The 11,075-nt window shown below is 67.8% G+C and carries 11 protein-coding genes; 7 read left to right on the forward strand and 4 right to left on the reverse strand.

All coding sequences use genetic code 11. The features are described from left to right. The first annotated feature begins 32 nt into the window (after positions 1–32). Positions 33–1,469, forward strand: coding sequence for a terminase large subunit domain-containing protein (locus tag Q5762_RS14160; protein WP_315892417.1), 1,437 nt, complete (start codon positions 33–35; stop codon positions 1,467–1,469). A gap of 108 nt (positions 1,470–1,577) precedes the next feature. Here the strand turns inward: Q5762_RS14160 and Q5762_RS14165 are convergent, their stop codons facing one another. Continuing rightward, positions 1,578–1,910: a hypothetical protein gene (locus Q5762_RS14165; protein WP_315892418.1), complete on the reverse strand. Its 333-nt coding sequence runs from the start codon at positions 1,908–1,910 to the stop codon at positions 1,578–1,580. Between the two features lie 872 nt (positions 1,911–2,782). On the opposite strand from Q5762_RS14165, the gene Q5762_RS14170 reads away from it, so the two are divergent. Continuing rightward, positions 2,783–4,525 (forward strand): hypothetical protein, encoded by a 1,743-nt coding sequence (locus Q5762_RS14170; RefSeq protein ID WP_315892419.1) that lies wholly within the window; start codon positions 2,783–2,785, stop codon positions 4,523–4,525. Between the two features lie 37 nt (positions 4,526–4,562). On the opposite strand, the gene Q5762_RS14175 is transcribed toward Q5762_RS14170, so the two are convergent. After that, a complete protein-coding gene (locus tag Q5762_RS14175; RefSeq protein WP_315892420.1) occupies positions 4,563–5,615 on the reverse strand; it encodes a nitrilase-related carbon-nitrogen hydrolase in 1,053 nt (350 codons plus the stop codon). A 127-nt stretch (positions 5,616–5,742) separates the two neighbouring features. On the opposite strand from Q5762_RS14175, the gene Q5762_RS14180 reads away from it, so the two are divergent. The 5 genes from Q5762_RS14180 to Q5762_RS14200 all read left to right on the forward strand — a co-directional run bounded on the left by Q5762_RS14180 (position 5,743) and on the right by Q5762_RS14200 (position 8,731). After that, positions 5,743–6,450, forward strand: a complete 708-nt coding sequence (locus Q5762_RS14180; RefSeq protein WP_315892421.1) for a hypothetical protein — start codon at positions 5,743–5,745, stop codon at positions 6,448–6,450. A 102-nt stretch (positions 6,451–6,552) separates the two neighbouring features. Further along, a complete protein-coding gene (locus Q5762_RS14185) occupies positions 6,553–6,969 on the forward strand; it encodes a head decoration protein (RefSeq protein ID WP_315892422.1) in 417 nt (138 codons plus the stop codon). Positions 6,970–6,983: 14 nt separating this feature from the next. Then, positions 6,984–8,033 carry a major capsid protein gene (locus tag Q5762_RS14190; RefSeq protein WP_315892423.1) on the forward strand — a complete coding sequence of 350 codons (1,050 nt, stop codon included), beginning with the start codon at positions 6,984–6,986 and terminating at the stop codon, positions 8,031–8,033. Further along, positions 8,033–8,323, forward strand: coding sequence for a hypothetical protein (locus Q5762_RS14195; RefSeq protein ID WP_315892424.1), 291 nt, complete (start codon positions 8,033–8,035; stop codon positions 8,321–8,323). The genes Q5762_RS14190 and Q5762_RS14195 overlap by 1 nt, the downstream gene beginning before the upstream one ends. A 54-nt stretch (positions 8,324–8,377) precedes the next feature. Then, a complete protein-coding gene (locus tag Q5762_RS14200) occupies positions 8,378–8,731 on the forward strand; it encodes a hypothetical protein (protein ID WP_315892425.1) in 354 nt (117 codons plus the stop codon). Between the two features lie 836 nt (positions 8,732–9,567). Here Q5762_RS14200 and Q5762_RS14205 read toward each other — a convergent pair. Together Q5762_RS14205 and Q5762_RS14210 are read right to left on the reverse strand one after the other, a co-directional pair. After that, entirely contained in the window at positions 9,568–9,921 is a 354-nt protein-coding gene (locus Q5762_RS14205; protein WP_315892426.1) for a GNAT family N-acetyltransferase, read from the reverse strand. Between the two features lie 602 nt (positions 9,922–10,523). After that, positions 10,524–11,063: a VUT family protein gene (locus Q5762_RS14210; RefSeq protein WP_315892427.1), complete on the reverse strand. Its 540-nt coding sequence runs from the start codon at positions 11,061–11,063 to the stop codon at positions 10,524–10,526. Between the last annotated feature and the right edge of the window lie 12 nt (positions 11,064–11,075).

The following is an 11,075-nucleotide window of genomic DNA, read 5'->3' on the forward strand; positions in this document are numbered from 1 at the left end:
GTGCGATCGAAGGTCTGTCTGATCCGGGCGTCATGAGCCTGGACCAACTCAAGTCCGAGGTCACCGCGCTGCTCCGCGCCGACGAGCTGTCGGCGCGCAGGTGGGCATGCGAGGTACCGGACTGCGACGGACTCCCGCACGAGGGATGGCGGCACCATCACGCCCGCGCGGCGCAGCGCCAGCCGTCCTGGTTGTGGACGGTGTGGATGCTGCTCACCGGCCGTGGCTGGGGCAAGAGTCGGACGGCGGCGGAGGCGGTACGGGCGTGGGCGCAGACGCCGGGATTGCAGATCGCGGTGGTAGCGAAGAACGCCACACTGGTGCGCGACATCTGCTTCGACTCCCCGAAGTCCGGTCTGCTGTCGGTGTTCCCGCCCGACGAGGTGGCGAAGTACAACTCGTCGCTGGGCGAGACGACGCTCAGGTTGAAGAACGGCACGCTGATACGCGGCTTCGGCGCGGAGACGCCGGACAACCTGCGTGGCTGGGCTTTCGACAAGGCGTGGTGCGACGAGTACGCGGCCTGGTCGCGGCACACCGCGCAAGAGGTCTACGACATGCTGTGGTTCTGCCTGCGTGAGGCGGATACCCCGCAGGTGGTCATCTCCACGACGCCGAAGCCGCTGCCACATGTGAAGCGGCTGGTCGAGCGCGGCCGGGCGCAGGAGAAGAAGGCGCGCACGGGCGGGGAGCCGCCGCGGGTGGTGCTGACGCGCGGGCACATGCGGGAGAACGACGCGAACCTGTCGCAGGCGGCCCGCGCGGAACTGGAGGAGGAGTACGCCGGCACCAGGCTGGGGCGCCAGGAGCTGTCGGGCGAGCTACTCGAGGACGTGGAGGGCGCGCTGTGGAAGGGCTGGATGCTGGAGGTCGAAGGCTTCCGCCCCCGGCCGGAGCACCTGCCGGACATGCAGCGCCTGGTGGTGGCGGTGGACCCGGCGACCAAGAGCCACGAGAACGCGGACATGACGGCCTTCACCGTGGCGGGGCGCGGGTATCCGATTGAGTCGATGTTCGGGGACGACCGGCCTCGCGGGTATCTGCTGCACGCGGAGCAGGACCGGCACACGCCGACGCAGGCCATGAAGCGGGCGGCGAAGCTGTACCACGAGCATCGGGCCGACTGCGTGGTGATCGAGGCGAACAACGGTGGCGACTACCTGCCTGCGTTGCTGGAGCAAGTCGACCCGACGGTGAACTGGCGAATCGTTCATGCGACACGGGGGAAGCGGGCGCGTGCTGCTCCGGCGGCGCAGCTGTACGAGCAGGCGCGGGTACATCACGTCGGTTCGGCTCGGGTCTTCGCGGAGCTGGAGGAGCAGATGACGACGTTCGTCGGGCAGGGCGAGACGGAGGACTCCCCGGACCTGCTCGATAGCGCCGTGTGGGCACTGTGGGACCTGTTCCTCGACCCGACGATGCCGCCACCGCGGGGCAGCGACGACCAGCGTCTCAGTGGACGCAGGTAACAGCCTTCGCGTGATTGAAGCCGACTGGAAATCTCCGGCGCCGAGAGAGGTTGACCATTGCCCGGGACGCGGACCGTGAAGGGAGATCAACTACATTCAACCTGATACCTAGTCCTTCGTGGCGAGCCGCCCTGTGACAAAGACGACGACAATAGACGCTGCGCCGGACGTAATAATGGTCACACCCTCTGCTGTAGCCCCCTGATCAACGAATGCAAGGGCCACCCAGGTGAGAATTCCCAAAGCGATGAGTCCGCTGAGCATTCCGATTAGCGGGTAAATGGTGGGAAGGGTGTGATGCCAGCGCCGGTGTCGCTGGTCCTTTTTCTTTTCCTTCATCAGGTCTTTGTAGACATCGGGCGAACTCTGTTGGATCAGGAGTAGGTCGTTCGGGTCCAAGGCGTCAACCCGGAGTGCGTTGGGCTCATCAGCGGCTGTCAATCTGGCTCCCCCAATTTGGGTCTAGGCTCCTCTTTCACTCCCGCTGGGCCCGGGGAATCTCTCAGAGTGGACGCCAGTCGGCGAGCATCCTCGGCCAGCGTAGCCTCGAAGGGTGGAAAGTCCCCGCGCGCCTTACTAAGATTTCCACTGAATATGTCAAGTGTCGACCCGAGGACCTTGGCAATTCCATGAAAGAATCCTCTGCGAATTGCTGTGACCGGTTCCCCAGCGGTCCGATTGGGGGACTCTACCCCTACAGGCTCCCCCATCTCCCGTTCGCCCATTGGGGTCATTCCAGATTCTTCCGCCATAGTTTCCCCCCTAATGACCGCACCACGTGCGGCTAGTGACCGCACCACGGGCGGCCGAACAGTCCGCATTGCATCCTCGTATGAGGGAAACTCCATTATCTCGACGTATGGGCTGCCGGGCTCATCCTCGCCAATCACTGAGACCACCACATGGGCCTTGTGGACGTTCGGATCTCTCGCTGCGTGTTCACGACCTGCCTCAACGACCAATTTAATCGTGTCGGCAATGCTCTTCGCCGACGTACCTGGGGGAGCCTGCGCTCGGCGTCGGCGGTCACTACCAATGAGCCATCGGGGCGGGGGCGTTTGCGCGCGTACGGTTCTTTTGACGAGGTCCCGCTCGGCGGGCGGTCGGCGGTGCGTTCGAGACTTCATGGTGCATGCTCCCTGAGTGCCCCCTGGCCACGAGTATGCGCTGAAAGAGGGGAAGAGGCTCGCGCCGGTCAGCCATCTGGGTGTGCTGCGCCGCACGCCATGCCAGTGGTCCACCGGGTGGGGAGACCTCCTCGCAGGTACGCTGATCACACGGCGCGGGGCCGTCTACGGGAGGTACCGCCCCCGATGGGCCTGCGCCATTTCATGATCGACGCGTGGTCATGGCTGAACTACAAGCCGGTGATGGCCGATGCCGGCCGCCCAGGAAACCGGGCCTTCCCTGAGCTGGCAGCGACGTGGCTGCCGCCGCACGAGCTGCGCAGGCTCGCGGCGTACAAGGTGTTGGCGGCGTACGACAACAACCAGGCCGGTCAGCTCGCGGCGGCGTCGGGGGATGAAGCGGCGCTGGAGCGGCGCGAGCTGGGCGATGCGGCGAATTTGGTCGATACGGCGCTGGGCTACCTGCTCGGATCGGATCAGCAGATCGTGGTGGAGGGGGCGGAGCACGCCGACGAGGAGGCCCCGAAGCCGGGTGCGACGGAGGCTGCTGCTGCGCAGGAGCGGATGCGGAAGTGGGCTGAGAAGGAGCTGCTGACGCTTCGGATTCAGCAGGCGGAGCGCAACGCGGTGCTGCTGGGCGACAGCGTGTACGTGCTGGCGTGGAATCAGGAGAAGCAGCGGCCGACGCTGAGGGTCTACGATCCGGGGTTCTTCTTCCCGCAGTGGGACGAGGAGCAGGACCAGGACTTCCCTACGCGCGTGCATCTGGCGTGGGAGCTGCCGGAGGACCCGGATGCGGGGTTGAAGGCGCGGGTGCGGCGGGTGACGTACGAGCTGGGCCCGATCTCCGAGGATGACGAGAGCGTGGTGCGGCTTTACCCGTGGGAGCCGGGGCGGCCGTCGAACGTGACGTGCTTCTTGACGGATGCGGAGTGGTTGCTGGAGGACCTGAAGCGCGGGGAGACGCTGGACCGGCTGCCGATGGACAAGGCGGCGTTTCGGGTGCGGCCGGACGGCACGGAGCTGAACCGGTTGGATCTGATGATCGATTTCGTGCCGGTCATCCACATCACGAACACGATCCCCGACGGCGGGGAGCACTGGGGCCGCTCGGCTATCGCCCGCGTGCTTCAGGGGCTGGACGAGCTGGCGGCCACCGACTCGGACAGCTCGGCTGCCTCGGCGACGACGGGCACGCCGATCATCGGGCTCGCGGGTGCGCGGCTGCCGGTGGACCGGGCGACGGGCAGGCCCGAGCAGTTGAAGGTGGAGGCCGGCGCGGTGTGGCAGCTCGGCGACAGCGGGCGCATGGACGCGCTGGATACGTCGCCGCAACTGGCCGAGCTGCGCTCGCGGGTGGAGCACCTGTTGGACCGGATCGCGTCGAACTCTCGTGTCACGGCTGCCGGGTTGGGGACGCTGGACGCGTCGGAGGTGCCGTCGGGGTATGCGCTCAAGCTGGCGCTGGGGCCGTTGGACGCGCTGGTGGGGGCGATGCGGCTGGCCCGGGAGCACAAGTACCGGCTGCTGTTCAAGATGGTGCAGAGGTTGTTCCAGGCCGGGCGCGCTGAGGGGTGGGTGGCCGGGGAGTCGTTCTCGGCGCGGTTGTCGTGGGCGCCGCATACGCCGACGGACCGGGCCGCGGTGCTGGAGGAGGTCGTCCAGGCGTACGGGGCCGGGGTGCTGTCCCTGGAGACGGCGGTGGCGATGCTGATGGACGCGGGTTACCCGATCAAGGATGCGTCGCAGGAGGCGGCGCTCATCCGGGCGAAGGCCGAGCAGGAGGCGGCGGTGCGGATGGCGGAGGCCGCTGCGCGTCGCGGGGAGCCGGACGACGAGGAGGAGCAGGAGGACGGGCGCGATCCCGCGGCCAGGCGCGGCGGTGCTGTGGAGAAGAGGGAGCGGGAGCCGGTGTCGGCGGGCCGTTGACGGGTGCGGTCGCCGGGGTGCGTGTGGGAGCGGGGGGTCAGGCCCAGGTGCCTCGGTCGCGCATCAGGGCGATCTGCGGTTCGGTGACGTGCTTGCGGTACTCGGCGTGGTTGTACGGGGCGCGGTCGGCGTAGAGGTTCGCCGGGTAGATGGGCTGTTCGTACAGGGTGGCGAACAGCTCGGTGCGCAGGTCCTTGGCCCAGTTCGTCCAGGCGGCGGTGGTGCGCTGGCGGCGGAGGGAGGGCAGGTCGATGGTGGCGGTGACGAAGGTGGCGACGCCGCCGTGGTCGAGGTGGCCGATGGTGCGGCCGGTGTGGTCGGTGATGGTGGAGTGGCCGCCGAAGAAGTCGACGCGTTGCCCGTCGGCGCCGGTGTAGGAGGCCGGGTTGGGGGCGAGGACGTACATGGTGTTGTCGAGGGCGCGGGCTCGGTTTTGGATGTCGAAGGCGTTGGAGGCGACGCCGGGCAGTGGGTAGCTGGTGCGGTAGGCGATCTCGCATCCGCCGAGGGCGAGGCCGCGGGCGTTCTCCGGGTAGGACGCCTCGTTGGCCATCATGACGCCGAGGCGGCCGATGGGGGTGTCGGCGACGGGCCAGAACGCGTCGGGGCCGCGCCCGTAGAGTCGAGTCCACTCGTCGAGGACGTCATGCGGGCTGAGGCTGTGTTCCATGGGCGGCAGCGGGGCGAGCTTGTAGTGCCGCAGGACGATCTCGCCGTCGGGGTTGATGACGAAGCCGACGTTGAAGTACCGGTCGGGGAAGGCCGGGTGGAGGGCCTTGGCCTGGGCCATGATGTGCGTGTTGAACTCGCGGGCCCAACGGCCGAGTTCTTCGGTCTCTGCGCCGGGAAGGCTGATGGCGCAGGTACGGGCGTAGGTGGCGTGGTCGAGGTCGTGGATCTCGTCGGTGAAGCCCTGGAGCGCGCCTTCGGGCAGGACGACCAGCCGGACGGGGTGGTCGAGGCCGCCGAGGGAGACGGCGGTGCGGGTGAGGGCGTACAGGTGGTCGAGGTTGATGGCGATGTCGTCGCGCTGCTGGATCTCGGTGATCTCCGGGATCAGGCCGACTGCGGTGTACGGGTCGAGGGTCATGCTCAATGCCTCCTGACTGGTTCGCATCGCCATCCTCGCGCGGTGGTCGGACACGGCCTTGGTGGCGCTGTCGGCGCAGGTGGCTACACTGATCGGCAGCGCGGGGGCGCGCACCAGGAGGAGTTGTATGCTCCGGCCCCTGCCGACTCGCAGCCCTGTCGGCTATCGCCGTGATGGGCGGCCGATCTTCCCCATTCTCGGGGCCTCGTCGGAGGACGAGACGAACGAGCACCTGGACGACGCCGACGACGGCGGCGGCCAGGAGCAGCAGGTCACCGTGACCCAGGATCGCCTGGGGAAGATGCTGACCAAGGAGAAGGCCCAGGGTGAACGAGCCGCCATCAAGCGCCTGTTGTCGACGCTCGGATTCGATACGCCGAAGGCGCTGACCGAGTTCGTCGCCGTACAGCGCGAGGCCGAGCAGGCCGCGCTGACGGAAGTTGAGCGACGCGAACAGGCCGCCTCTGAGAGGGAGTTGCAGGCCGCGCGGCGAGAGGAACTGGCGGCTGAACGTGAGCGTGCCGCTCTTCGCCGGGCCGCGCTGGTGTCGCTCGGCGCGGAGGGCGACGACCTCGTGGACGCAGAGCGGCTGCTTGCCGTCGATGACGAGGACGCGGACGAGTCGCAGATATCGGCCGCGGCGGAGGCGCTGCGGTCGCGGCGCCCGGAGCTGTTCGGCGAGGTACGCAGGCAGGTACCGGCGGCTCCGGACGGAGCTCCGGCCGGACGGGGCCCGCAGCGCACGACGCCGGTGAGACGACCGGGTTCAGCCGGTCTGGAGATGGCGCGTCGGCGCGGGCTCGTACCGGCCGCCGAGTTCAGCGACGCCCGCTGATACCAAGGCAGTTGGGGGACCACGCCCCCAGAACTTCGTGGACGGCACCGCCCCCATGGGCGGTGTGCGGACAGTTACCGCATTCGTCCATGGAGACACAGCGTGACCATTCAGCCTGTTACGACGTCCGAGTACGTGACCGCCAACCGCGAGTGGCTGGCGGCACTGCACGGCACGGACTCGACCGACACGATCACCCTCGACCTTTCGCTGTTCACCGAAGGCGTGCACTACCAGTGCGGTGACGGTTGCGACCCGTACGGCCGGGTCTTCTCCGGCGTACCGGTCGGCAAGGTCGCCGAGTCGAAGCTGTGGGGACCGTACGACCCGGAGGCGCACTGCGGCCGTCAGGTGCTGCGCGGCTTCGTGGTCGCCGAGGCACCGTTCGCTCCGGGCCAGACCCGGGTACCGGCCGCGCTGCTGTGGCACGGCGCGGTGAAGGCGTCGAAGGTGCCGGGCGGCATCGACCTGTCGCAGCTGACGTGGCACCCGCGGGCCGCGCAGATCCGCTTCGTCTGAGCGGGGCCTGAGCTATGACGATTCAGGACCTGTTGAAGGACGTCGCGGTCGCGGACCTGACGACGTTCGCCCGTGCGATCCCGTCGCCGAAGGACTTCCTGCTCACCCGGACGATCTTCCCGACGCTGGAACTGCGGGAAGTCAAGTGGCGCACGCGAGACTCGGGCCGGTACGTGAACGTGGCGAAGTACCGGGCGTTCAACGCGTCGGTGCCGTTTGCCACACGTGAGGCGTGGCAGACCTCCCGTGAGGGTGCGCTGCCCGCGCTGGGCCAGAAGCTCGTGGTCTCCGAGCAGGAGCAGATCCTGCTGGAGGCGTCGCACGGCTCGGACCAGGACCGGCTGATCGAGCTGCTGTATGACGATGTCGAACGGCATGTGGAGGCGATCCGCTCCCGGCTGGAGCTGGCCGCCGGCGACGTCCTGGCCGACGGGAAGTTCGAACTGGTGCAGGAGAACGGCCTGACGCTGGAGGTGGACTGGAACGTCCCGGCGGAGAACATGCCGGTCGCCGCCCGCCCGTGGTCCGATCCGGCGTCCGATCCGATCGCTGATGAGCTGCGGTGGATCCAGCACCTGGACGACATCGGCGCTCCGGAGCCGGAGATGGTCGTGTCCTCGCGGAAGGCGTTCAGCTATCTCGCGGCGAACAATGCCTACAGGGCGGCGTACTACGGGTCTGTGAATCCGTCGACGACGCCGACGGCGACGCTCACCCCGCAGCAGATCAACGTGGTGCGCGGCAACTACAGCCTGCCGCCGATCACCTTCTACAAGGCCCAGGTGCGCGTCGACGGCAAGCCCCGCAAGGTGCTGCCCGAAGACCTGTGGATTCTGGTGCCGCCGGATCGCGAGAAGTGGGGACAGACGCAGCTCGGTGTGACGGCCGAGGCCCTGGTCCTGTCGCGCGGCACGAACCCGGAGATCATCCGGGAGGAGGCCCCGGGCCTGATCATCACCCGCGGTGTCCAGGATGACCCGGTGCAGATCTACACCAAGGGCGCCGCGGTCGGCATGCCGGTGCTGCACACCCCGGACGCACACATCGTCGCGAAGGTGCTGTGATGCCGCGTCTTGTTGCTGCCGTGTACGTACAGGACCCATCCACGCGGGAGGAGCTGATCCTTCTGCCCGGAGAATGCCCTGATCCGGAGCTCGCCGCGCTGGTGACGAACCCAGACGCCTGGGACGTGCCACCCGACGACTGCGAGCCAGAACCGGAGCCGATCGCGGTGGGGGAGCCCGACCCCACCGCGGGGAAGGGCGAGCAGGAGTCGGAGCAGGCGGAGGCCGGCGGGGGTGGCGGCGCGAAGAAGTCGCCACCGCGGCGGGCTCGCTCGTCGGCGTCGTCGTGATCGTTCGTACGGCCCGGTACCAGGGAGGCTCCCCGGTGCCGGGCAGTACTTCGTGTGGAGAAGGAGGACGAGGACCTGGTGGACGAGTTCCAGCGGTCGTGGCTGCTGGCGCAGCTCGGGCCGGACACTGACCCGGCCGACCTGGAGCGCCGGTTCTTCCGGCTGCGGTCGGTGAGGGCGGTCACCCTGGAGGTGCTGGGCGAGCGGCGCGCGAAGCTCCTCGCCGACCCGCTGAAGGTCACCGTTGACGGCGTGGTAACCATGGACATGCAGGAGAACCTGCGCGGCATCGAGCGGCAGATCGAAGTCGTACGACAGGTGCCTGCGCCGGACGATCCGCAGGACGAAGGCGAGGCGAGCGAGGCACTGGCGGCGACGTGGCTAGTGCCGACCCGCCGCTACAGATAGTGCCCGGCGTGGGGCCATTTCGTGCAACGCACCGAGAACATGCTGAGGCTGCCCGCGGTGTTGTCGGCCACCGCCAAGCCCAGCATTCGCTTGAGCGCCGAGCCGATCGCTCAGCGCGCCTTCGGGACTGGACGGAGGAGGAGTTGCTGCCGCTGTGCATACCAGCCGCCTAGCGGCTGGTATGCACAGCTCGGTTATGGGCAGCCGAGTGATTCCTCGGCGACCTACGGACCACTGGCACGGCACACCGGTCTGTACCGTCCAGTCACCATTCCATGGCCGCGAGGGCAGTTGCCCCGCATCCGGTCTTGGCTCAGGCTCCCACTACCAAGGCCAGTAGCCCCAGCCCACCAGCCCGAACAGGAGAGATACACCCGCCGCGATCACCGGCGAGACGTACACCGCCAAAACGGTGCGCCCGCCGATCTGAACGTGCACGCCCTCACGCGGCACGACCGAGGCCGCTCCGGCCGGAACGTCCGGGATCAGACCGTTGGCAGCCGGAATCCCGGGGGATGACTCCCCACTAGAAGGTGTGCCATGGTAGGCGGTCACGAGATGTCCCTTCCTCGAAGCGCAGCCACCGTCTCCCCGGCCTAGGAACCTGAAGACGGCGGCGCGCGACACTCGAGTCCCCCCGGATCCGGGAGGACGCAAAAAGGGCCCCACCATTGGCATGGTGGGGCCCTCATTGCTGCGGTGACGCTATCGGAGGTGGAGGGCAAGAGCAAGTTCGGCTTCCGCGTATGTCGGTCCGTCACATCGCGGCGCTGAACGGCGGGTTGTCCCCAGCAAGGATCGTCTGGGGAACCCCTGGACCGTCGCATCGTTCGTGATCAACCTCGCCCCTGCAGCAGAAACGCCATCAGCGCGCCGGCCACGTCGGGGCCGAAGCCGTGGCCGCGCGCCTCGGGGATGAGAAGAACGTCGATGCCGCCATCCCTTCCACCCTCGCACGAGTACTGCGCGTACCCCACTGGTCCGCTGGCGGCCAGCACAAGGAACGACTCCACCTCAGGCCGGAGGCGCCCCACGTACTTGGCAGCTACTTCCTCACGGGCCAATGGCGCACCGCCCCAGTGCTTAACGAAGGCGGAGTCGGCGAACCAGCCCGCCAGCAGGTCGAGGTCCTGCTCGCCCACGGGGACGAGGCGTGTCAGCTCCCCTTCGATTGACATCGCGGTGGGCATCCGGCGACTCCTGGTTTCGAGAACACGATGGGACCACCCCACCGTAGGCGCCTCAGCGGTCGCGACCGTCCCGTTAGGAGGTCCTTAGCCGAGGACGATCCCCTACTATCGAACACATGTTCTTTTGGGAGTCGCCCGCTCACCACCCTGTCATCGCTCCAGTCGAGGTTCCGCCTCGCGCCGAGCACGAAACCGTCGGCGTACGGACCGACGTGTACCCGGACAGGCACGAGCCAGCGGTATGGATCTGGGTCGACTCCGCGTGGACCCTGGCGACCATTCGCGCGCAGCACCGATACCCGGACGGTGTCCTCGAACTCCAGGTGTGCCTGCCCAACGACATTCCCGCTCGTGAGCGCACCTACAGGTGGGGGCCTGGCGTACTCCTCGCCCATCCTGGCCATCGAGCTACCCGGCTGCCCGGCCTATCTGGAGCGGGGGCTGGGTGCGTCTGATGGCCGGGGCAGGCGCACGTGGATGACGGGCAGCTCGCCAGGGTCAGGGAGTACATGGCTGGCTGGAGGCACCGAGATGGCCAGTTGATCGGGATCTTCGCCATGCAGCGCGAAGACGTGCTGCCGTTCACCGGGTCCTAGCCAGGGTCAGCGACGAGCAGCTTCCGGAAGTCCAGCCGTAGCGCGCTTTCGGCGACGGAGAAGGGTCAGGGCTGCTACCGCTGCGAGGGTCATCCACGCCTTGCCGAGGATCTGTCCCGGCAGGTACTCGAAGGAGTCGAATGCAAGCTTGAGGAACAACAAGCTGTCCGAAAGCAAACCGACCGCGTTCGAGGCGAGCATCGCGATCAGCAGGCCACGTTCCCGCAGAGGCTCATAGACGGCGAAGTCCATGCTTTCGGCGACCACGAAGGCCGCAGCTGATGCCATCGCGAGTGCGGGGTCAGCAAGGAAGTACGACAAGACGGTGCCGATGGCTATCGCCGCGAGGACCGCCCTGCGGCCGGCCGCCTCCCGTGCAAGGTCACGGAGGACGAGGGCTAGTCCGACCATGTAAACCCCGGCTGGGGCCGCGTAGCCGAAGCCCACTGGGACGGCTCCGAAGTGTGTAACAGCAAGATTGGCCGCGGGAATGGTGGCCACGTAGGCAACCAGCGTCGCGATACCGGCAGGAGCGGGGACGTTCACGATCTTCTCTCT

The sequence above is a fragment of the Streptomyces sp. P9(2023) genome, assembly GCF_032436795.1.
In the GTDB taxonomy this organism is placed as follows: Bacteria; Actinomycetota; Actinomycetes; order Streptomycetales; family Streptomycetaceae; genus Streptomyces.

Bases quoted from the DNA above. Each gene is read 5' to 3' on its own strand.
- Q5762_RS14160 (WP_315892417.1), top strand. From the start codon at position 33: ATGAGCCTGGACCAACTCAAGTCCGAGGTCACCGCGCTGCTCCGCGCC.
- Q5762_RS14170 (WP_315892419.1), top strand. From the start codon at position 2,783: ATGGGCCTGCGCCATTTCATGATCGACGCGTGGTCATGGCTGAACTAC.
- Q5762_RS14175 (WP_315892420.1), bottom strand. From the start codon at position 5,615: ATGACCCTCGACCCGTACACCGCAGTCGGCCTGATCCCGGAGATCACC.
- Q5762_RS14180 (WP_315892421.1), top strand. From the start codon at position 5,743: ATGCTCCGGCCCCTGCCGACTCGCAGCCCTGTCGGCTATCGCCGTGAT.
- Q5762_RS14190 (WP_315892423.1), top strand. From the start codon at position 6,984: ATGACGATTCAGGACCTGTTGAAGGACGTCGCGGTCGCGGACCTGACG.
- Q5762_RS14195 (WP_315892424.1), top strand. From the start codon at position 8,033: ATGCCGCGTCTTGTTGCTGCCGTGTACGTACAGGACCCATCCACGCGG.
- Q5762_RS14205 (WP_315892426.1), bottom strand. From the start codon at position 9,921: ATGCCCACCGCGATGTCAATCGAAGGGGAGCTGACACGCCTCGTCCCC.